General features: G+C 64.3%; 17 protein-coding genes and 3 pseudogenes. 11 read left to right on the top strand and 9 right to left on the bottom strand.

The annotated features are described in order from the left end of the window. The 4 genes and pseudogenes from Pmi06nite_RS38530 to Pmi06nite_RS43155 form a co-directional block, all read left to right on the top strand. A partial coding sequence (locus tag Pmi06nite_RS38530; protein WP_203958185.1) for a hypothetical protein occupies positions 1–256 on the top strand: 256 nt, incomplete at its 5' end. A 45-nt stretch (positions 257–301) separates the two neighbouring features. Next, positions 302–1,285, top strand: a complete 984-nt coding sequence (locus Pmi06nite_RS38525; protein ID WP_203958184.1) for a dsRNA-binding motif domain-containing protein — start codon at positions 302–304, stop codon at positions 1,283–1,285. Positions 1,286–2,070: 785 nt separating this feature from the next. Next, positions 2,071–2,376 carry a hypothetical protein gene (locus tag Pmi06nite_RS38520; RefSeq protein ID WP_203958183.1) on the top strand — a complete coding sequence of 102 codons (306 nt, stop codon included), beginning with the start codon at positions 2,071–2,073 and terminating at the stop codon, positions 2,374–2,376. Beyond that, a pseudogene (locus Pmi06nite_RS43155) lies at positions 2,369–2,506 on the top strand (DUF6011 domain-containing protein); the annotation flags it as partial. The gene Pmi06nite_RS38520 and the pseudogene Pmi06nite_RS43155, both read left to right, overlap by 8 nt. 102 nt (positions 2,507–2,608) lie before the next feature. Here Pmi06nite_RS43155 and Pmi06nite_RS38515 read toward each other — a convergent pair. Beyond that, the gene (locus Pmi06nite_RS38515) at positions 2,609–2,818 is read right to left on the bottom strand and encodes a hypothetical protein (protein WP_203958182.1); all 210 of its coding nucleotides are present in this window, start codon (positions 2,816–2,818) and stop codon (positions 2,609–2,611) included. Between the two features lie 102 nt (positions 2,819–2,920). Between Pmi06nite_RS38515 and Pmi06nite_RS38510 the strand changes: the two genes are divergently transcribed. After that, the gene (locus tag Pmi06nite_RS38510) at positions 2,921–3,157 is read left to right on the top strand and encodes a FliH/SctL family protein (protein ID WP_203958181.1); all 237 of its coding nucleotides are present in this window, start codon (positions 2,921–2,923) and stop codon (positions 3,155–3,157) included. Between the two features lie 48 nt (positions 3,158–3,205). Here the strand turns inward: Pmi06nite_RS38510 and Pmi06nite_RS38505 are convergent, their stop codons facing one another. The 3 genes from Pmi06nite_RS38505 to Pmi06nite_RS38495 form a co-directional block, all read right to left on the bottom strand. Continuing rightward, positions 3,206–4,333, bottom strand: a complete 1,128-nt coding sequence (locus tag Pmi06nite_RS38505; RefSeq protein ID WP_203958180.1) for a pentapeptide repeat-containing protein — start codon at positions 4,331–4,333, stop codon at positions 3,206–3,208. Positions 4,334–4,438: 105 nt separating this feature from the next. Continuing rightward, positions 4,439–4,705 (bottom strand): hypothetical protein, encoded by a 267-nt coding sequence (locus tag Pmi06nite_RS38500; RefSeq protein ID WP_203958179.1) that lies wholly within the window; start codon positions 4,703–4,705, stop codon positions 4,439–4,441. Between the two features lie 158 nt (positions 4,706–4,863). Next, a complete protein-coding gene (locus Pmi06nite_RS38495; RefSeq protein ID WP_203958178.1) occupies positions 4,864–5,229 on the bottom strand; it encodes a DUF4190 domain-containing protein in 366 nt (121 codons plus the stop codon). A 614-nt stretch (positions 5,230–5,843) separates the two neighbouring features. On the opposite strand from Pmi06nite_RS38495, the gene Pmi06nite_RS38490 reads away from it, so the two are divergent. Continuing rightward, on the top strand, positions 5,844–11,975 hold the full coding sequence (locus tag Pmi06nite_RS38490; protein WP_203958177.1) for a DNRLRE domain-containing protein: 6,132 nt from the start codon (positions 5,844–5,846) through the stop codon (positions 11,973–11,975). Between the two features lie 732 nt (positions 11,976–12,707). Then, positions 12,708–13,005, top strand: a pseudogene (locus Pmi06nite_RS38485) (integrase core domain-containing protein); the annotation flags it as partial. Positions 13,006–13,032: 27 nt separating this feature from the next. Here the strand turns inward: Pmi06nite_RS38485 and Pmi06nite_RS38480 are convergent. After that, on the bottom strand, positions 13,033–13,458 hold the full coding sequence (locus tag Pmi06nite_RS38480; protein WP_203958175.1) for an SPW repeat protein: 426 nt from the start codon (positions 13,456–13,458) through the stop codon (positions 13,033–13,035). A 510-nt stretch (positions 13,459–13,968) separates the two neighbouring features. On the opposite strand from Pmi06nite_RS38480, the gene Pmi06nite_RS38475 reads away from it, so the two are divergent. Both Pmi06nite_RS38475 and Pmi06nite_RS42365 read left to right on the top strand, forming a co-directional pair. Continuing rightward, on the top strand, positions 13,969–14,163 hold the full coding sequence (locus Pmi06nite_RS38475) for a hypothetical protein (RefSeq protein WP_203958174.1): 195 nt from the start codon (positions 13,969–13,971) through the stop codon (positions 14,161–14,163). Positions 14,164–14,276: 113 nt separating this feature from the next. Then, positions 14,277–14,396 (top strand): annotated as a pseudogene (locus Pmi06nite_RS42365) (hypothetical protein); the annotation flags it as partial. Here the strand turns inward: Pmi06nite_RS42365 and Pmi06nite_RS42360 are convergent. Both Pmi06nite_RS42360 and Pmi06nite_RS38465 read right to left on the bottom strand, forming a co-directional pair. Continuing rightward, a complete protein-coding gene (locus Pmi06nite_RS42360; RefSeq protein ID WP_239114491.1) occupies positions 14,360–15,454 on the bottom strand; it encodes a glycosyltransferase family 2 protein in 1,095 nt (364 codons plus the stop codon). The pseudogene Pmi06nite_RS42365 and the gene Pmi06nite_RS42360 sit on opposite strands and share 37 nt — an antisense overlap. Beyond that, positions 15,451–16,455, bottom strand: a complete 1,005-nt coding sequence (locus tag Pmi06nite_RS38465; RefSeq protein ID WP_203958172.1) for an iron-containing redox enzyme family protein — start codon at positions 16,453–16,455, stop codon at positions 15,451–15,453. The genes Pmi06nite_RS42360 and Pmi06nite_RS38465 overlap by 4 nt, the downstream gene beginning before the upstream one ends. Before the next feature lie 607 nt (positions 16,456–17,062). On the opposite strand from Pmi06nite_RS38465, the gene Pmi06nite_RS38460 reads away from it, so the two are divergent. Continuing rightward, entirely contained in the window at positions 17,063–17,359 is a 297-nt protein-coding gene (locus Pmi06nite_RS38460) for a hypothetical protein (protein WP_203958171.1), read from the top strand. Positions 17,360–17,417: 58 nt separating this feature from the next. Beyond that, positions 17,418–17,720: a hypothetical protein gene (locus tag Pmi06nite_RS38455; RefSeq protein WP_203958170.1), complete on the top strand. Its 303-nt coding sequence runs from the start codon at positions 17,418–17,420 to the stop codon at positions 17,718–17,720. A gap of 853 nt (positions 17,721–18,573) precedes the next feature. On the opposite strand, the gene Pmi06nite_RS38450 is transcribed toward Pmi06nite_RS38455, so the two are convergent. Together Pmi06nite_RS38450 and Pmi06nite_RS38445 are read right to left on the bottom strand one after the other, a co-directional pair. Then, the gene (locus Pmi06nite_RS38450) at positions 18,574–19,158 is read right to left on the bottom strand and encodes a hemerythrin domain-containing protein (RefSeq protein ID WP_203958169.1); all 585 of its coding nucleotides are present in this window, start codon (positions 19,156–19,158) and stop codon (positions 18,574–18,576) included. Positions 19,159–19,333: 175 nt separating this feature from the next. Beyond that, the gene (locus Pmi06nite_RS38445; protein WP_203958168.1) at positions 19,334–20,545 is read right to left on the bottom strand and encodes an SRPBCC family protein; all 1,212 of its coding nucleotides are present in this window, start codon (positions 20,543–20,545) and stop codon (positions 19,334–19,336) included. Positions 20,546–21,116: the final 571 nt, after the last annotated feature.

Below are 21,116 nucleotides of genomic sequence, written 5' to 3'. Positions count from 1 at the left end.
CTGGCTGTTCGCCTTCGTCTCTCCTGGTGCGGCGGCCGAGCGGCTGCACCGCATCATTCAAGGCGGTGCGGAAGATCTGATCCTCGGTGTGCTCTTGGAGGAATGGCCGTACGGCATTACCTGCACGGTCGACGCGAACGGCCTGATCGCTGATCTCGACGGAAGAAGCGCTCCGGCGTGGGTCGGGCGTCGGCTTTCCATCTACCCCAGGGCTCTTGCCGCGGACCGGCTCAAGACTCTGGGGGCATCGGTCTAGTAGAGAGGCCGTCCGGATACCGGCTGAGAGATTCGCCTGTAGACCTTGAGCCTTTTCATCCTGAATACCAGGCTCTGGGACCTCCCCGCCCCGCCGCCCCACCTCGCGCTCACCGAGCAGAGCCTGCCGCACAGCGTCGCCGAGTTCGAGGAGGTCGCCGAGCAGCTGAACACCGCCGACCGGGAATGTCGCGAACGCAAGAACGCCCGTCACAAGGAGCGCGTCCACGGCGCAGCTCGCACTGCGGCCGCCGCCGGCCGGTTCACCGACCTGCCCCGAGCCCAGTTCGCGCCGATCCTGAAGCGCGCCGTCAAGGAAGACCTCCACTCCGACGAGCTCGCCGACGAGATCACCCGCCGCGCAGCCGCCGGCCTCCTGCAGATCGGTGAGCTGGAGATGGTCCTCACACTGGGCAGCAGCCCGGCGTGGGAACCGGTCCGCCGCGCCCTCGTCCACGGCATGGTCGACCAGCCGCAGCACGCGGTGAGCATCCTGACCGGCCGGTCCGCACGGCTTGGGCTGCTGCCGGTGAAGTTCCGGGACGAAGCCACAGGGGAGGCCCACCGGCTGGTCTTCACCAGCCGCGCGTACCTGCCCATCCTCGAAGAGAAGGTGAAGGCCGCGGGAGCCGCGCGGCGGGCCCCGTCGAAGAAGACCGCCCAGCAGCTTGCCGTGCTGTCGCTCCTGGCCGCCGTGTGCGGTGTCGAGGACCCCACCACTGACAAGGCGGCGCCGACCTTGGCGCCCGCTGCCGCACAGGCCCGTACCCCCACGCCAGGACAACACCCGGTCAGCGCGCTCAACGAGTACGCCAGCACCGGCTACGTCCGCGACCTCCGCTTCGACATCAAGCGCACCGGCCCTGACCACGCACCGAAGTTCACCGCCTGGGCCACCGCGACGATCGGCGACCGCGGCGAGCTCAACGCCAAGGGGGAGGCCGGGTCGAAGGCCGGCGCCAAGGAACGCGCTGCGGCCGCCCTGCTCGAGCTTGCCCACACAACGCAGATGGAGACCACACATGCCTGAGACCCGAGACCTCGTGGTCAACCTCCGTGGCATCGACCGGGCCACGCCCGCCCTCGCCCACCTCGCGGCCACGATCAAGACCGTCAACGCGGCCCTCGGCACCGTCACCGTGCAGTTCCCCGTGTGGGTCTTCGACGCCCGAGACCCGGTCATCCGCGGCCTCGAAGGAACGCCCCAGTGGGAGGCCGTCCTCGCCTGGATCCGGGACAACCACATGCGCCCGAACGAGACCCGCCGGATCGAGATCTACGACCTCACCGGCGGCTGGTTCGCCCGCACGGTCGAATACACGCCTGCACGCAGCGGCGGACGCCCTGATCGACCTGGCGGCCGAGGAGGCCGTCACGCATTCCAGCACTTACGTCCTCGCCGGACCGCCGCCCAACCTGACCGGAGGCGACGCATGATGAGCTCCGCCTTCACTACCGGACGATTGCGTCATCAGGCTGTTCGCCCGGCTGCGCTTGGAGAGGTACCAGCGGCTCAAGCGGCTGCGACATCTGCAGACGTTGCCACTCCTGCATGCGTAGCCAGCTATTCCGCCGTTGCCACTCCTGCCATTGGTGCCACTGCTGCCATTGCCGGCGCTGGCGTTTGTCCCTGTAGGAGCGCCACAGCGCGTATGACACTAAGCCAGCGATGCCTAGGAGGCCGAGCACGAGGCCCTGCAGTCTTCCCAGTTCGTAGTAAGTCACGGGGGGCCATGCAAGCGCACCGCCCTCACGGTGTCCACCACGAATATGCCTCTGCAGGGACGCTGGCCGCGATCCCCGAGGGGCGGCGACGTGGCCTCTGACCTCCGCCAGGGATACGCCGACGCGATCAACCGCGTCAACGCCGAATACGCAGACAAGATGATCTATCTCACCGACGATGTGATCCTCGATGCGCTGGTCGCCGTGGGCGACGAGGAGGTGGAAGCCCTCCGCGCCCGCCTCGCCCGTGTCGACGGGCGCCACCACAACCAGCCTCGTTCCCACCTCGGCGGCCTGATCGTCCACTCCTGGTGCGAGGCGTGCGCCAAGGCGTTCCCGTGCGCCGAGCACCTGGCCCTCCACGGCGAGACGAAGGAGACCTGCACCCATGGGTGAAGCCGCTGAGGCCGGCGGACGTCCCATGACCCTGGTCCCCGTAGAACAGCCCACGCGGAGCCGGTGCCGCCGCTGCCGCCGGCCGCTCACTGACCCGACCTCCCTCGGCTACCGCATCGGGCCCGGATGCCGCGATGCCATGGGGATCACCGTCCACCGCCGACTCAGGTTGGCGCGCGTCAGGCCCGGCGGGGACGTCCCCCGCCAAACAGACCTACTCGACGAACAAGAACTAGCCGCCGAGGAGCCTGATCATGAGGTCGGTCAGGTCGCACCCGCAGAAGTGGATGGCATCCCGGATGACCTCACAGATGCGGTCCATGGCTGCAGGCGGAAGGGGGTGGACGCCTGCGGCGCTTTCGTCGTGGAGGGCGACCAGATCCAGGATCGGCACCTGGTGGAAGTCGATGCCTGAGAACTCCGCGGGTCCCTCGGCGGCCATGGTGCCCATCCTTCGTGGTAGTCGCTCCCATTTTGCATTTTGGCGGGCGAAAGTGTCACGATTCCATGCGGATTTGGTCTCCTCGGGTGGGAGGGGGCAGCTGTGACTGACCAGAAGCCGACGGTGGTCCAGCAGCTACTTGGTGCGCTCCCCCGCATCCCGCGCATTCGAGTCTTCTGTCACCCCGACGACTACGCCAACATCGCGGCGGCCGTCGCAGGCGAACTGCTGGCTGTGACGATCCAGACCAACCCGGTGGTGCCCGCCGGCCAGCTCTATGTCCTCAACAGCAACCCGTTCGCCAAGACCGCAGAGTTGCCAATCGGCTTGATCCCATAGCTACCGAGTAGAGGTGCCGTTCCCGCAAGCGCACCGAAATCGGGCTCCTCAGATGCCGCTGTTTGGGCGATCTTCGCCCTCATTTATCAGTGGGTATCCACCCGTATCTGACTTTTGCTCTGGCGTTCGAATGATTTCAGTTCCATGGAGCTGCCATCCCGCTGGCAGCATGTGTCGCCGAAAAACTGGAATTTGAGCGCCTTCAAGATTCATAAGGTCCGCGCTCTGTAGATCTCGAAAATAGCAGTCCCCGTGGAAGACTGCCCCATGAAAGTCAACGCCACCAGCAAAGGATGCCCACCGGAAACGGCTCGACTGGGAGAATATTGCCTTGCGGAAAAGGGTGTACCCGGAGAATATCGAGTGATAGAAGTTGGCGTCGTGGCTGAATTCCGTATGAACGAATCTAGCGCCATGGGGGAAGGTTGCCTGGTTGAACTCGGCACGCGAGAAAGTTGCGTCGTCGAAGCTGGTATGTCCATAGAACGCCACATGATTAAAATTGGCCGCTCCGGCGAATAAGGCCCCGCTGAAGTCTGCGCCGCCAGAGCAGGTGGCCTCGATGAAGTCGGCGGTTTCTGCAAAAGTCGAATTCGCAAATGTGATGTTGCCGACAAATTTAGCTCTGTTGAAGTTTGTGTAGCCAGAGAATGCTGCTCCGTTAAAATTGGCGTCGCCGGTGAACGTTGCCTCTGCGAACTGCGCGTTACTAGTGGAGCAGCTGGAAAAATTGAAGTAGATGAGATTCGCGCCAGTAAGGTCGACCCGGATGTCGTCCCAGAAATGGGAAGGCGGGTCAGTGGTGTCTCGCTGATCTGGAAGCCGTTCATCTCGCAGATGCTCGCCCAGAATGCGCTGAGCAGTGAGCCGCACCTGACGCTCCCCTTCAATGTCTCCTTCTGGTTCCGCGACGGGCATGGGCGGAGCGCCAGCGATCCTTCCTGTCCGAAAGGCGTGGTAGCGGCGTCGCGCCTCTCGCATCGCCATCCGGCGAGACCGTTCCTCGTCGATCTGCGCCGGCGGGGTGTAAGGCATGCGCAGGTAGGCGCAGATGACATTCACGATGGTCTGCCGTAGGCCCACGTTGTCCTGCGCCAGGCGCTCTAACGAGTACAAGCCAGCCAAGCGGACTGCGGCTTGAGCGTGGCCGAGCTGCTCGGCGGCCTTGGAGTACAACTCCGTGATCCGCCGCTCCGTGGCGTCCTTTCGGGTGTCTTCGGCGACGCGCTCGGCGTGTGCGGCGTCCCGCTCAGCATCTCGCTCAGCGAACGCTGCATCGCGCTATGCCTGCAAGGCCGTCAGCACCAGCGTGAGTTCCTGGTGACGTTGCCGCCGAAATGCAAGCGCCAGCGTGAATGCGGCACCCACCGCGGCGCCCGCGGTCAGCGCGGTGCGGACGGCTTCGCTGATCGCGGTCGAGACCTGGATGCTTGTGGGCCCGTTCGCGGCCGGAGAGAGACTAGGGCTGGATAAGGGAGCGGCGCTTGTGGCCGGCGAGGGCAGGCCGTGTATCAGCAGCCAAGCGGTCACGGCGACCGTGATCACCACCGCTAGCACGGCTACGCCGATCCACCAACTGGTCGGGCGCGGCTCGCGCAGTTGAGATAGGCGCTGTTCCAGCGACTCAATTCGTGACGGCACGGCCGGTGGCCCTGGCGACTGACGCCTGCGCCGCCATCTCAGTCCTCGGATACTCGCCACACCAACTACCTCAACGCGTTGAGCACTTGGACGAGCACGAGGACGCTGATCACGCTGCCCATGGCCAGCCCGGTCACGGCCATCCACTTGCCGCGCTTCCCCGACTTTGTATCTTTCAGCCCGAGTATCCCGGTGATGATCGCGATAACGGGCGGCACCACAAGCACCGCAACAAAGATGCTGGCCAACCCGCAGACAAAGCTCGCGATCGCCACGCCCGAGAAGGGCGGTTGCGCAGCCTGCGCGTACGGCGGATACCCGTATGCGCCGGGCGGTGGTGGCGGGGGATACGGCTGGTAGGGCGAGCTGCTGGGCTGGATGCCATGTGGCTGCGCGGGGTCGTGGGGGAAGGGCGGCTGGTTCTCAGTCATATGGACCGCCTGACGTGGGGGACCTCAGCGTGACTCAAGACGCCTGAGCGTGCGTGCGGGTTGGCATATGTCGTCCGCGGCATCTGTGATTGCCCCCGAGAAGGGCCTGTTCCCGTCCCGCAAGCTACTCGGGAGTAGACGGTTCGACGGTTCCGTCGCTCGGACGGTTTCGCTGCAGCCCTTGTCGCCCACCTCGAACGTCCCTAGCTGACATAGTTCCCCGCTCTGGTGTGACTAGCATCACATCACTTAGCGTGCCGACCCGGGCGGCGCTTTCGAGAGCAACTTTGATCAAGGGATCGGGAGAGCGTTGTGTGCTCGACCTTGGACTTAACCTGCCCCTTACTTGCAGGTAAGCCCCTATATCGTCCTATCGCCCTCGAACGTTACATGTGCAATGTTAAATAACTGATTGTCGCTATATACGAAGACTGAGAGAGATCCCTACGATCAGGGCGTTTTGTCCGCCCGATCAAGTGGGGTTTGACGTGCGCCTGTTACGGCTGCGGTCCATGTCAGCAAAGGGTTTCTCTCCAGGTCGTGCCAGGCGTGTTCGAAGACGCGCTTTACTGTTCAGCCGGTCGCAGACCGTCTCGGCGGCGGTGGCGCTAGCGGTGGCAATTCAGGGCGCGGTCGTGCTGGCGTCCGCACCCCCAGCCGCGGCAGCGGTCAAGCCCACGAAGCCCGCGGTGGTGAAGTCGCGTCAGGATGCGGTGTCGGCATCGATGGCGGCGCGGTCACAGAAGTCCCGGGTGGAGGTAACCGACGAGCGTACGGAGACGGTTACGGTCTGGGCGAACCCGGACGGGTCGTTTACGCGGGATCAGTCCTTCGCCCCGATCCGCGCGCGGAAGTCGGACGGGTCCTGGCAGTCCGTCGACCCCAGCCTGGTGTCAGACAAATCTGGAATCCACCCGAAGGCCGCGACCGTGGATACCCAGTTCTCAACGGACGGGTCGACGTCCGATCCCGTGGCGAAGGCGGAGGACGGCGCGACTTCGGTCGGGCTCGGCTGGGCAAGCCCACTGAGTTCGCCGACACTGTCCGGCGCTACGGCTACCTACCACCTCGGCGTCGGGACGGCACTGCAAGCGCATGCAACCGACTGGGGTTTTGCACTGCATGTGGTCCTGGACAAGGCGCCCTCGGAAGCGCCGGTCTACCGGTTGCCGCTAAGCCTGTCTGGCTTGAAGGCCTCGAAGGCCGATGACGGGTCGTTCACCCTGACTGACAAGTCCGGCAAGGCGGTATTCGAAATCGCGCCGCCGAAAATGTGGGACTCGCGCGTGGACCCCGAGGATGGCTCGCCGCTGCATGCCGCGCCGGTGACGGCCGCGCTGGTGGATGGTGGCAAGGCCCTGGAACTGCGCCCGGACCCGGCCTATCTGGCGGATCCGGCGACGGTGTATCCGGTGACGGTCGATCCGGACGTTTCTAAGGTGATTCCGTATGTGCGGGACACCTATGTGCAGGAATCTACGCCGACGACGTCGTACGGCGGCGACGCGTTCCTGAAGGCGGGTCTGCACTCGGGAACCCGATTCCGGTCGTTCTACCAGGCGAGCACGACAGCCCTGGCGGGGACTGTCATCTCCAGTGCGCAGCTGACGCTGTTCAACTACGACTCCGGGACATGCTCGCCCCGTGGATTAAACATCTACCCGATCACCTCGGCATGGGGAACAGGGAACACCTGGAACACGCAGCCGACGATCACCACCAGCGCCACCTACAAGGCGGCGAAGTCATTCGCCCACGGAAACGAGACCCTGGGTTGCGCCAACGCGGCGGATTCGGTCGATGTGACCGCGATGGTGAAGGCGTGGGCGGACGGATCGCTGACCAACTACGGGATGGCCCTGTACGGGGCGACCGAGACCGACGAGACATATTTCAAGGCCTTCTGCTCGTCCAGTGAAGACTCCGCTGCCAGCATTGCCGACTGCCGGGTGGCGGCGAACAACCCGAAACTCTCGGTGACGTACAACACCAAGCCGTCCGTGGCTACAGCGCTCGGTTTGTCGCCCAAGCAGACAGACCTGAAGTCGGGCTCCTCAACGATCTTCGTGACGACCACGACGCCGACGTTGACGGCTAAGGCGACCGACCCCGACGGAAACACCGTCGAGATGAAGTACGAGGTATGGGACTCGACCGGCACCACCTTGGTAAGCACCTGGTATTCCCCATACGTCGCCTCGGGTGCCGTGGCGTCGAAGAAGATATCGGGGTTAGTGCAGGGCTCGTCGTACAAGTTCCGGGTTGCGGTCTATGACGGAGCATTGTGGGCGGGACCGTGGTCGGCTTGGTCGAGCGTGTTCACCGTCGACGCCTCCACACCCTCGGCGCCGACGATCACGTGCTCGCACTACACCGCCAACGCCTGGACTGCCTTCACCGGGGCGGAGACCTGCACTCTAGACACCGCCAGCACTGACGGGGCTGGCTACTACTGGGCCCTCGACAACTCTTCCCCCGGCACCTTGGTCGCGGACACGACAGGGACGGGCGCGGCCCAGTCCATCACATTTACCGCGACCGGCGGCTGGCACACTCTGTACGCACGTGCCCGTGACCGGGCCAGCAACCTATCGGTCGTCCGGTCGCTGCCATTCGGCGTGGGCGCGGGGCTCGTGCTAACTCCCGCCGACGGTAACCGTACGCAGCGATCGGTCCCGCTCACTGCCCGAGCGAACGCAATCTACAACCAGGTGACCTACCAGTACAGGCCCGGCAACACCGGTGCATGGATCAACGTGCCGGCCGCGGACGTGACACTGCCCGGCACGCAAGACCATCCGACCTGGCCGCAAACCCGTACTGACACGGCGAAGGATTTCACCCAGCTCGACTGGAACGTAGCCGCCACCATGACAGACGCCGGGTTGGCCGACGGTCCGCTGCAGATTCAGGCCTGCTTCCAGACCAACGGCGGCACCTCATCCTGCAGCCTCGTGGTAAACACGATCACGCTGGAGCGGACTGCGTTCGGCGGCTCGTACGCGACGAACGCTTTCGGGCCCGGTCAGGTGTCCCTGTCCACCGGTGACTTCTCCGTCACTGGCAGTGATGTGTCCTTCGGCGAGCTGTCCGTGTCCCGCACCCACACCACCCTCGCGCCGCCGGCGGCGAACTCCGGCGCCAGCGGGGTCTTCGGTGCTGGCTGGACAGCATCGCTGCCCGGGCCAGAAGACATCGGTGCTGCCGATTACATCCTCAGCGACTTCAGTAGCAAGGGATATGTGACCCTGACCGGTGATGACGGGTCGACGTTGTCCTATGTCCGGTCCGGCACCTCCACGTCGTTCGAAGGGATCTCGGACGCTGCCGACGGATCGACGCTAGTCGCGAACACGTTGCCGAGTCCGGCGTCGTTCACTCTCTCCGATCCAGATGGAACCACCACTACCTGGACCAAGACCGGTTCGACCTGGGCGGTCAGCAAGGTCGTTGAGCCGGGTGCAGACGGGACCACCGCGTTCACCCGTGATGGCAACGGCCGGGTCACCCAGATGGTCGCGCCAGCCCCGAATGGGGTGACGTGCGCCACTCTGGTGCGCGGATGCCGTGCGCTGACCTTCACCTATGCGTCATCCACCACCGCAACTGGTGGCGCTGAGGCGAACTGGGGTGACTACACCGGTCTGGTGAAGTCGATCGCCTACACGGCTTGGGACCCGGTCTCGTCGGCAATGGGCACCACCCCGGTCGCGTCCTACCTCTATGACGACACGGGGCATCTGCGTGCCAGCTGGGACCCGAGAATCACCCCGAGCCTGAAGACCCGGTACAGCTACGACAACAGCGGGCGAATCTCAACGGTCACCCCGCCCGGGCTGGCCGCTACCACAATGGGCTACGACGATGCGGGGCGTGTGGTTGCCGCGTCCACGCCGGATCCGGACAACGGCACCGCCACCACCACCGTCGTCTATGACGTGCGCGCCTCCGGCGATGGCGCCCCGATTGATCTATCCGGGACCACCACGGCCACCTGGGGCCAGAACACTGACCTGCCGTATGCGGGCGCAGCGGTCTTCCCCGCGTCCCACGTGCCCCCCGCAGATTCCAGCCACGGATACGCGCCAGCCGCCTCGGACTGGAAGTACGCCGACCTCACCTACATTGATGTCAACGGCCGTCAGACCAACACCGCCAGCTACGGCGCCGGCGCATGGCAAATTGACTCCACCACCAACGACTCCTTCGGGAACGTGGTCTGGTCGTTGTCGGCGGGAAACCGCGTTCAAGCGCTGGCGCCCACCGATGACACCGACCCCTTTGTTGCCGCGCTGCCATCCAGCGCTGACCGGGCCGGACTCCTCGCCCAAAGCTCGACCTACTCATCCGACGGGGTCGACCTGCTCTCCACCCGGGGTCCAGCGCACCCCATGCAGTTGGCTTCCGGTGCAGTCGGATCAGGACGAGTACAGACCTCCTACAACTACGACCAGGGAGCCCCCACCGGCACCTGCCCGTGCCACCTCGTCACCACCACTGTGACCGCACCGGTCATGCTGGATGGCACGACCACCACCACCGCGGACTCCCGCACCACCAAGACGGGCTACGACTCGATCGGGACGGGAGATACCTCCGGTTGGATCCTGCGCCAGCCCACCAGCCAGACCACCGTCATGCCGGGCAGTACTGACATCGTCACCAAGACCCGCTATGACGCCTCGGGCCGTGTCATCGAGTCGCGCCAGCCAGCCTCGAACGGCACTGACGCGGGCGCCACGTTGACCACTTACTACACGGCCGCCGCTAATGCGACCTATCCGCAGTGCGGCAACCATGCCGAGTGGGACGGACTGCCTTGCCGTACCGGCCCGGCCGCTCAACCGACTGGGGTGACTATCCCCATCACCGTAACCGTGTACGGCAACAAGTGGGGGCAGCCCACCGTAGTTACGGAAACATCCGGATCCACCGCACGGATCACCAGCACGACCTACACCAGTGACGGCACCACCGCTGACGCCGCTGGAACACGGATCCTGTCCGTCGCGGTGACGACCACTGGCATCACGACCAGCCCCGTACAAACGGTAACCACCGGCTACGATCCCGCCACCGGTCTTACGACGACACAGTCCACGCCCGATGGATCAGTTATCACCACCGGCTACGACAGCCTGGGACGCGTCACCTCCTACACCGACGCTGACAACAACGAGACCATCACCGAGTACGACATCGACGGCAAGGTGACGCTGGTCGCCGATGGAAAGGGCACCACTACCTACACCTACGACGGCACCGACGCCGCTGGTAGGGAAGAGCACCGCGGTCTCGTCACGTCGATGAACACCGGCATGGGCAGCAACCCGTCCACCTTCACCGGCGCGTACAACCCCGACGGGGTCATCGCCTCCCAGGTGTTCCCCAACGGAATGACCGCCACTACCACCTACGACAACAACGGCGCGGACACCACACTCACGTACGCGATGTCCGAGTGGGCCGCGCCGCTGGAATACGCCCAAACTAGTTCCCCCTTCGACCAAGTCGTCAACCAGACCAGCCTGCTGTCCGCGCAGGACTACAGCTACGACCCAGCGGGTCGACTCACCCAGGTTCAAGATGCCGACGCCTCAGCCGGCACCTGCCACACCCGGGAATACACGTTCAGCCTGAACACCAACAGGCTGGGCATGAGTGACACACCCGACAACGGCGACGGTGAATGCCCTGCGGGGGTTACACCCTCAACGACACACACTTACGACGCGGCCGACCGCGTCACTGACAGCGGCTACACATACGACACACTCGGCCGCACCCTCACCATCCCGACCACCGATGTGTCCGGCGGCGCGCCAGCCACCATCGGCTACTACGCCAACGACATGGTTGCCTCCATTGCCCAGGGGGGCGAGACCAAGACCTGGACACTCGACCCGGCTACGCGACTGCACACGGCTACGGACACCGGGGGGACGGATGCCGGTACCGTCACCAATCACTACAGCGATTCAAGTGATTCCCCGGCGTGGATAGCTGAAGCTGACGGTACCTGGACTCGCAATATCACTGGGTTGTCCGGCAACCTCGCCGCCATCCACGAGTCCGGCGGCAACACCGTGCTGCAGGTCACCAATATGCACGGCGATGTCGTCGCCACCGTTGACGACACAACCACCGCGGTCGGACCCGATTCCGAATTCGAGCAAACCGAATACGGGGCACCTCGCGAAGACAACGCCACTACACCTGCGCGTTACGGGTGGCTCGGAGGGAAGCAACGCTCTAGCGACTCGGTCGCAGGACTCACCCTTATGGGCGTCCGACTGTACAACCCTCTGAGTGGACGTTTTCTCTCCACCGATCCTGTTGTAGGTGGTAATGCCAACAGCTATGAGTACTGCACCGCCGACCCTATAAACTGCGTCGATCTAGACGGCCGCTTTGCCTGGGTTCTCGCCGTCTTCGCTGCCGTGGCATGCACTGTGTGCGACATCATTGCAGCAACGGTCATTGTGGCCGGTGGCGCTTATCTAATTGGTAGAGCTCTCTTCAAGAAGAAGAGCTCTTCCAGCACATCGAAAACGAGAAGAGCGGCCAAGGCTAAAGCCAAGCAGGACGCAAAACGCCACAACGGAGATTATCGCGGATTCTGTAGCAAGGGAGACCACTACCACTGCGACTTTAAGGATAAAAGTGGCAAGATAACACATACCAAGCACTATCGGTGGAAGCATAGGGGTGGCGGGAAGAAGCCCAGCGCCAGGCGGCGCGGCTAAAATAGGACTAGGCGGAATGTAAGAATACGTCTAGCAGTTCGATTGCGACGGGGTGATGCTGCGCTTGCAGCGCGGATCACCCCGTCGCGGTGTATCGGTGAACCGTTAAGCAACGGTGACCCCACTCCGAAAAGCTAGATGAGCTATACTTGCATAACGCATACAGTGAGGGTCCGGTGGCGCCCTGGAGAACCGGCCCTAAGGTGAGATATAAGCAGCAAACACGGATTAAGGAAGGGTGTCTCGTGGCGGCCAGTAAGAAGCGGAAGAAGGGCGAGGGCGGCCCTCGCAATGCAAATCGAGTCATGCGTGATCGAATGTGGGATGAGGTGGGCGTCGAATATCTCGCTGTAAATCAGCTGGCATATTTCGACGATTATGCTGAAGTAAGCATCATTGCGGGAAATGCATCAACAAAATTCGGCATATTGGATTATAATAGCCCCGTCGAGTGGCTTGATCGGGCTACCGCCATAAGATATCTGAGGCAGCTTGAGAGCAGTGACCATGTAAGCGTGGATGGAGACGATTTCCGGGTCAGTATCTGGCGAGCCGAATCCGGAGCGTGCGTCATTCTGCTCGAGTTTCAACACTAAGGACGCCGCTGGGACTGCTAGAGCTGGGCGGTCCGCATGGCCTCGGGCGCCGCTCCGCCGGGCACTAGAAACTGCGGGTGGACGAAGCGTGCCCCTCGCTCGCTGTCCTGGATGGTCAACGTGCCCCCGAGCAATAACCTCCTTCCGCTTCACCGCCCACCTGGTGTCCGCCTGTATCGACGCGCACATCGGCACTGTCGGCGACGCCCTGGACAACGCGCTGATGGAATCCCAGATCGGCCTCTACAAGACCGAACTCATTAAACCCCGCGGACCCTGGCGCAGCCTCGCAGAAGTCGAACTTGCCACCGCCGAATGGGTCGACTGGTTCAACCACCCGCCTGCACTCCGCCATTCGCAACGTCCCGCCGGACGAGCATGAAGCCGCTACTACGCTCAACACCCGCCCAACGAGACCGTTGGATCACCCCTGAGCTCTTCCCCATCGAAGTCGGAGCGCTTTACTGCTTCTTCCGTTGGAGGAGGGCAGCGGCCATGGCTGCAAGGCTGCACACAGCGATGACCGCACCGGTCACCACGTTGTTCCAGACGGTGTCGGTGGTGGCGGGTCGCCCGCGGATCACCCAGGGCGCGAGGATCGTCCAGATGCCCAGAAGCGGCACGAGCCAGCTCACACCGTACGTACGGCCGAACGCGGAAGCGAGGCCCATCGCGAGCGCGACAACGGCCAGGCCGACGATGAGGTTGTTGATCGTCAGGTTCCTGAACCCGTTGAATCCCACGACCCACGGCGAGATCGCCAAGTACAGGCCCGCCAGCAGAGTTAATCCGTCCCCGATCTGCGAAGGAGCGTTGGACCCTGCCCGGTCGTAGGTCTCACGTTGTTCCGCCACATCCGATCGCCCGGTCAAACCCATTCGCGTCATGATCCGTCACCTCCGACGGGCTCGGCTTTCACCTGCGGGTACCCATTCGAGAAGAGGCCATCCTTATGAGGCATTCATGAAAGTGTCATATTTGTACTTGGCCGACCAGACAGCGAGCGGTCCCGGTCAGCCAGGGTCCCGGTCGGTGATCTTGTCGCGCAGCTTGTCGGCCGGTGGCACAGCCGGCCCGGCGGTCCTGGGAACACCCGCCTTCGGCGGAGTTGAGGGTACGGGCGGATAAGCGCCCTCTTCTTGCCTTCGACGAGCTCGGCATCCTCACCGCAAAATCGGCACTCGGCCTGCAAGATTCATTCGGTTGGCTCGCCGTCCCTCTGCGGGCCGGAGACGTACCTGTCACCGCGAGCGCTAGGTGGGAGGCGTTACGGGCAGCCAGGCGAGTGGCGCGAATGCTTGTGGACCTGTGGGGTATTCATCACCCTTCGACGTATGTGACCTTTTAATGCGGTCGCGGCGACCACGGCTACGCACCGGGAAATCTTTGGGGGAACCATGACGAAAGAGCCAGATGACAGGGACATCCCGCTTGCGGATCGCCGTGCCGAACAGGAGGCCGACCACGATGAGCCTGACTTCGCCGAGGAGTTCGCCCCCTCTCCCACCGACCCGGCCGGTCAGCCGGAAAACGACCCGGACACCAAGGTCCACGGCCAAGACGAGGGATACGAACGCCCGACGTCCGCCTGATCACTCGTAGGACTCGCTGCACTGTGCCGGCGCTAATTTGACCACCCAGCCCAGCACTGGGTCAGGCGCCAGCAGTCTGGTTTGCTGCCGAAGTAGTGGGGGACACGGCGTCCATGACACGAGATGACGATCCGGTGACGGTGACTCTCTGTGAGGACGGCCCGCTGTTGGTGCGTGGGCCTTTCCGTCTGGTGACTCAGGACGGACGTGCGATCGATCCGGGGAGGGCGACGGTGGCGCTCTGCCGGTGCGGTCGGTCGGCCGTGAAGCCGTTCTGTGATGGTTCGCACAAGGCCACCGGGTTCCGGGCCCCAGGCGATTCGGACGTGCCGAGGTGATGGCGCGCTCTAAGTTCGCGCTTGGAGTGCGCGGCCACGCGTATTCGGTGTCCTGCGTAGGGGATTCCACCGTAGGCGAGGCGGGCGGTCAGGGCGAGCCAGCTGCAGGTTGCCCGCTCGATGATCCAGACAGGGGCGAACAGGCTGGACGTGACGGGGAACACGCGGCGGCCTCCGGCTCGGCGGCGGCCGGCTTCGGCCATGGCCACGGCGAGAGCGGCGCCGGTGAGAACGGCGTGGGGGCGTCTGCGAGTGAGGAGAACGGCAACGCTCGGCAGTATGGCAAGGAAGCAGGTCATGCGGGCAGGTTGCGCCAGATCGTCGTAGGCCTGGCGGACGCGTTGGGACCAGAACCGCCTCGCATCGGGCGGCAGGCGCCGTACATAGAGATCATCTGGGTGTGCCTCGACGCCGTCGTAGGCTCTGACGGTGCGGATGAGCTCGAGGTTTTCGAAGAGCACGTCACCGTCGTAGCCGCCCATCCGAGTGAAGAAGGATCTTCGTATGCCGAAGGTTCCGGGATAGTCGGTTCCGAGCGCGCGGTTCAGCAGGGTCCGGGCGGTATCCCACCGGGCGTGCCAGGGTAGCGGGAGGAAGTAGTTCTGGGGTCGGACCAGGTCGGCCCTCCCCAGCAGGGCTTGGACGCGAGCAAGCCCCGTCGAGTCGTAGCGCACGTCATCGTCGGCTATGACGACGGCCTCCGTCCGAGCCATCCGCATTCCGGTGAGGACACCGGCCACCTTGCCATTGGCCGTGCTGAGGTCGCCGTCGGGCGGCACATGATGCAGGAGCCCTCTCCAGCGGTTTGCGTGTCGATGGAAGAGACGGGCGGGGGATCCGTCGACGACGATGATCTGCGCATGGCCGCTCAACCAGCGTAAATAGGTGGTGAGTTCCTCCAAGCCCGCGTCGTCATCCCACCGCAGTGGCAGGACGTACTCCAGGTCGCTCATCGAGGGCCCGCTTCCGGATACTCCTCACGCAGCGAGGTGACGCCTTTGGTCCAGCAGTTCATGACGTGTTCGGCGAACATCCGATCCAGGGTCAGAGCGCAGTCGGCACCGTACAAGATGTCACCGGCCAAATTGGGATGCGCATCGGCGAAACTGCCGCACATGTCGTGCACGGCGATCTGTTCGTGTACGGCGTCAGCCTGCACGTGCTCGTCGTAGAAGCGACGAGCCCTCGCGCCGCCGCCCAACCGTCGCAGGCCCTCGCTGTACTTGAAGTTCGGTAGTGAGGAGGTCATCTCGAAAGCCGCGAGGTGACCCAGCAGTGCGCCGCGGTATCGCCGGTGCAGGCCGAACATCGACATGACGTTGCTGATCGCCAGGGTGACCGCCGGAACCTGGTCCAGGTAGGCACCGTAGGAGTCGTCGAGCTCCAGCGCACACATGGTGGTTCGGAACAGCTCCGAATGCATGCGCTCGGCTCGGCCACCGCCGTACTCGTCTGCCTGGATCTCCACCAGCGCGGCCTTGGCGGGACCGTACAGGCGGGGGATCCCCCAGGTGTGAGGATCGGCCTCTTTCAAGTGATAGATCGAGCGATGCATGACAAATTCACGGAACTGCTCGAGGCTGGCTGTCTTATGGAGGAAGCCCGACAAGGGTGGCCCGCTGTCCGCCGTGGCGACCAGTTGCTTGAGTTCTTGCGGCACGCTCGCTGCCGACACATGAGGCCGAAGCGGAACCGGCGCCAACTTCTGGGCGAGTCGTTCCTCTAGTTTCTCCCGCAGTGCCAGCAGGGACAGGTACCATTCCCACTCGTCATCCACCCCGTCAAAACTTTGATAGTGCAACTCGTAGCAGGCGAATAGCGCGAGCTGAAGGTCCTCGTCGCCGATGGCGGAATCCGCGCTGTGTGCGGACTTGATGGTGAACGGGTGCGGAGCGGCCCTGAGCTCGAACAATAGTTGATCGGTAATGGGGCCTCTAGGCATCGGCAACTTCATGGTGGCCTCCAACCGGAAGAACCCATCGACGGTCAAACCTCACGATCATTTGAGGTGACCGAAGTCTCTAACGGCCTCCAGCGGGGGTGTCTAACAGCGAACTGTTCAAGGCCTTCCAGGTCCAGCTGAAACGCATCCTGCGTGGTAGGCGGACCGCATGATTAATCGCAATGACTCCCGCGAGATGTTCTTATGCCCCGATCCATCGCGTGTTTCGTCACGTCTACCCAAAAACCGGGCGATAAGGCATGACCGAAGTGCGGTGGGCCGATCAACCGGAGGACCCACATCGGGCGGGGTCGTTGTCGTGGCGGACAGGCCACCGAGTGCCGTGGGCGACCAGCGTGTACGGGGGCGGCCGGTTCGATCAGTAATCGCCAGAGGGCTCATGACTGGATGCATGTGCGGCGGATGCTCGCCCTCCAGCAGCACCGCTGCGGGCTCGGCAACCAGCCTTGTTTGTCAGGCTCCTGAATGGATGCAGCGCCCGCGGCTGTAAGGCGAGCGTTCTGTGACCATCGCTGCAGGTCAAGGCTCCAACATCATGTTACGAGGTGGTGGGTCCGGGTACGGGGCACCCGAACGAAGCGACCCTAAGGGGGCAAATGTGATCCGCGCACTGCAAAAGATCGGATTGCGCTCCGAGATGATGTACATCGCGGGAGTCGCGTCCATCGGTATGTCCGTCGCCGCGTGGGTGGCGTCCTACTTCGGGGAACGGGCGGATACGGACCGGGCCGACCGCTGGGGCCTGTTCGTCGGCGAGTGGGCGCCCACGTTCTTCGCGCTCGGGGTCGCCATGCGTATCGAGGAGGCCCAGCAAGGTCCGCAAGGCCTGCCGGAGCAGGAGCGCGGGCAGCAGGGGGAGCGGGCCGAAGATTACGTCGGGACGGTGAGCTGGTGAGCGCTCGCTGAGAGCCGCCCCAGTCCACCTCCCGCCATGAGCGAGGGAGAACAACATCATGGACACTCCTCACGGCCTGTCAAGCCATGCATCCGGCCGTTCAGGCGCCGGATCCTACGCCAGAGAGTCGACGGAGACACGGCCGGCATTCAGGACGACAGAGTTCATGGCCTATATCGCCGCGGTCATCGCGGTTATCGTCACGGCCTTCGTGGTCAACGACGACACTCGCGGCCCCGGAGGTGACCCCTTCGGAGCCGATCAGGCCATCCGCTACATCACCTTCCTTACCATCGGTTACATGCTTGCTCGGGGTCTGGCGAAAGCCGGAAGCTGGAGACGGCACGACGATCGTCCTTAGCCGGACGCTCGTAAATGTCATACCACCGCGGCGTGACCTTGCACTGCCCCGCTCTCGTTCCGAGGACGGGGCAGTTTGAGGTCGGCGACGACCAAGGGGACATCCCAGGGCACCGTTGAGCACTTACTCACAGCTCCGCTAGAGCCGGCAGCGTACGCCTGAAAGCGGACGCTTGGGCAGTTCGAACCGCACTTGACCACAGCACCTGAACAGCCGCCGCGACGAGTTGCCCCTTGCGCCGGGAAATCAGGCTCCTTGTGATCTTCCTGCGAGGGCTGACTCTGAGACTTCGGCCGTCGTTCCAGCTGCGCACAGACGTTCGCGAGAGGCGCTGCCGTCGGCCTTGAGAACGAAGAGAATGTTTGATCAACCTGGCGACCGACCCCGTGTCAAGCACGGACGGCCCCGGCTAGTGCGCCAACACCCTGCGCCGGGGCCGCGGCCTATCTCCTGCTGTCCCCAGAAGACGGCGCTTTGTGAGGCGTACCCGACCTGTCCGCGATGACACCCGGCCCACTGCCTTGATCAGACTGTGCCTTCGACTTTGAGCTTCCGCCCTTGCCCTGGCAACCACCGGAAAGCGGCCACGCAGGTCGATTACACGACGTTGGGTACCGGGTACGTCCAAGAGGCGCACGAGCGGTTCCAGCGCTGGCAGGAAGAGATCCACGGTGGCGAGCAACCGCCGAGCGAACGTGTCATCGAAGACGAACGGGCGATATCGGGGGAGGAGTACCGGCTTCAGGCCGAGGGGCCGCATCCTCTGCCCAGCCTTCGGCAGCACTGATCCGCACACCGTACGTACGGCTCGCGCCTTGTGCGCGAGCCGTATCGTGTGTGACTGGCACGCAGGTCAGGTGTCCTTCTTGGTCACCTTGCGGATGGCGTCGCGGACCCGATCCATGATCGCTAGCGGTGGTCCCATGAGAAGGTTGTCCACGGCGGACTCGAGGCCGGCGTGGGGATGTGTCGGCGCCATGGACTCGGCCATCCTGACGGCGACGGCCATCACGTGGCGTTCGGCGTCCGTGGTCATGGCCCGCAGCTGCGGGAACTCGTAGCGTTCTTCCGCGCGCGCGTGCTCGAGCACGGCCACGCGCAAGATGTCTAGATTCTGCATGAACTTCGGGTTGGCGGGGCCCATGCGGTCGAGCTGGGTGAGCATGTGCTTGGCCTCGTTCTCCTCGGCCAGCCGATCGTCGACCATTGCGCCTGCACCCTCGATCCTTCGGCTGACGTATGGGTGGACCATCTCTTCCTCGGCCGTTTCGTGCACGGCCAGCAGGCGCACTAGCCGTCGGAACGGCTCCTCACGCTGATCGGCCGGTGCGTTCCGGACCTCGTCGAACAGGTCTCTGATCGCAGCGTGCTGCCGAAGAAGGAGATCGACGACGTCGTTCTCCGCTGCCGTCTTCGCAGCCGCACGGGAATCGCCCACTGGGTTCTCCTTTCGGATTCAGTCGGCATACCCGTGAAGATGGACCGAAATCTCTCATCAAGACCAACTGACGCTCGCTTGAGGGCAGGGCACACCACCTGCAGCGAGATCGCGACCTCGTCGCGGATCAGGGCCCAGTCGGACGCGTTTCCCTCTCCTGCGCTCGTTCGCCGGCTCAGTCGCCCCGCTCCCCGCCGCGGCGGTGTACCGGAGCCTGCTCCCGGTGGGGGCGGCGCCGGATCGGGCGCTGCCTTCCCTCGGTCTCCCCGCCTCCGGGCTTCCGAGAGCGACGCTCCTCAGCAGGCCTGCGGGCCGCACCGGCGGCTGACCTGGCCCGCGATCCGGCCCCCGCGTACGCGGGCCTGCGTTCCCGCTCCGGCTCCTCTTCGTCGGGCTCCTCTTCCTCGCGCCCCTCGTGTTCCTGCTCCTCGCGCAGGGCCGTCTCGTGGTCCTTGACGACCTGGCTGTTGCGGATCTCGCCTCTCCAGCCCTCGGTCTCGTCGGGGTGCAGCAGGACGTTCGTCATGACGTGCCGTCTGAAGTGCTTGACCTCGAGGCGGGCACGCCGGCCCTGGGCGCGCCACAGATTGCCGGTGTGCTCGAACAGGCCCTGCGGGTGGTACTCAAGCACGAGGAGGACGCGGGTGGTGTCGGGCGTCAGCGCGTGGAATGTCACCGCGCCGTCGACCTGACCCTTCGCCCCTTGGGACCGCCAGATGATCCTGCTGTCGGGGACCTGCTCGACGATCGTCGACTCCCACGTGCGGTGGGACCACCAGACCTGGGCCTTCCAGCCGAGTTTCTCGTCGGACTTCTGCTCGACGGTCTCGACCTTCTTCATGAAGCTCGGGAAATCCTCGAACTGCGTCCACTGGTCATAGACCACGCGCAGAGGGGCGCCGATGTCGAGCGACTCGACGATGTTCGTCACCTTCAGCTTCTTGCCCTTGGCCCCCGTGCCGCCTTTTCCGCCGCCGAAGATGCCCTTGACCTTTTCCTTGGCGTACGTCATCAGGGCCGCTCGCACGGGATGGCCGCCGCCTTCCCCTCCCGTGATCGCTCCAAGCAGGCTTGATCCGCCCGCCCCGAGTTTGTCGGTGACCCTCTGCAGCAGCCCCTTGCCACCCTCTCCGCCGGTCAGCCTGCCGGTCACCGCGCTCAGGAGTCCAGAGCCCTGCTTTCCGGTGATCGCGCCGAGCAGGCTGGAGCCGCCATGCTCCACGTAGTCGTCGAGGCGGCCGGCCAGCCCGTCGACCTTCTGCGTGACGGATGACATGGCCCGCTCCGTTACCGCTGTGGCCACGTTCTGGAACTCCTGGCTCAGTCTGTGCGTGGGAAGCTGGTTCTCCGCTGTACGCGGCGCCTGCGCCCGCCGTTCTTCTGTCATCGGACTCACCTCCGAAGTGTCACGGGCCCCGTGAGACGAATCCTGAGCTGCGGCTCTCCCCAGGCTCGGGCTCGGTTCGATCTCCTCTTCGTGGCCCTCTTCCGGCTCGGTTCGGCTTCTGCTCGGGCCTGGCAGCCGGGGCGGGGCGCCCTGCGCCGTCCTTCCGCCGCCGAACTGCTGGTCTTGGGCCCCATGTGTTGCGATGCGGTCGTGGATCCTCGGGCTGAGAGCATCGATCTGATGGCTCGCCGCTGGCGCGGCCGCTGTCTGCCGATGTCCACCAAATTGCCGCGGTCGCGTTCAGTGATCTCGCCACGCCGCGGTGGCGCCGCCCCGTTTTAGGCTCGCCCCTCCTACCGGCTTCGGAGGCGCCGGTCCCGAGCCTCATCGCCCTGTCTCGCCGCGCGGTGCCGTGATTTGACCGAACGGCATGGATGCCCTGCTGGGGCGCATGAAACCTCGTTCGATGAGATACGGACAGATTTGGGATGGGCTAAGCCCTCACTTAGCTTCATCTTTTGACCTATGGCTCGGTGAGCTGCCCGGAGGCTTAAGGCTCATCTGCGGCGGC

The sequence above is a fragment of the Planotetraspora mira genome (genome assembly GCF_016863275.1).
Taxonomy (GTDB): Bacteria; Actinomycetota; Actinomycetes; order Streptosporangiales; family Streptosporangiaceae; genus Planotetraspora; species Planotetraspora mira.
The sequence above is the reverse complement of the archived record's forward strand: the minus strand, read 5'-3'. Positions and strand labels throughout refer to the sequence as shown.

Excerpts from the sequence above, each read along its gene's own strand:
- Pmi06nite_RS38465 (WP_203958172.1), bottom strand. The coding sequence starts at position 16,455 with ATGAAGTTGCCGATGCCTAGAGGCCCCATTACCGATCAACTATTGTTC.
- Pmi06nite_RS38515 (WP_203958182.1), bottom strand. The coding sequence starts at position 2,818 with ATGGCCGCCGAGGGACCCGCGGAGTTCTCAGGCATCGACTTCCACCAG.
- Pmi06nite_RS38475 (WP_203958174.1), top strand. The coding sequence starts at position 13,969 with ATGACGAAAGAGCCAGATGACAGGGACATCCCGCTTGCGGATCGCCGT.
- Pmi06nite_RS38445 (WP_203958168.1), bottom strand. The coding sequence starts at position 20,545 with ATGACAGAAGAACGGCGGGCGCAGGCGCCGCGTACAGCGGAGAACCAG.
- Pmi06nite_RS38480 (WP_203958175.1), bottom strand. The coding sequence starts at position 13,458 with ATGACGCGAATGGGTTTGACCGGGCGATCGGATGTGGCGGAACAACGT.
- Pmi06nite_RS38455 (WP_203958170.1), top strand. The coding sequence starts at position 17,418 with ATGGACACTCCTCACGGCCTGTCAAGCCATGCATCCGGCCGTTCAGGC.
- Pmi06nite_RS38495 (WP_203958178.1), bottom strand. The coding sequence starts at position 5,229 with ATGACTGAGAACCAGCCGCCCTTCCCCCACGACCCCGCGCAGCCACAT.
- Pmi06nite_RS42360 (WP_239114491.1), bottom strand. The coding sequence starts at position 15,454 with ATGAGCGACCTGGAGTACGTCCTGCCACTGCGGTGGGATGACGACGCG.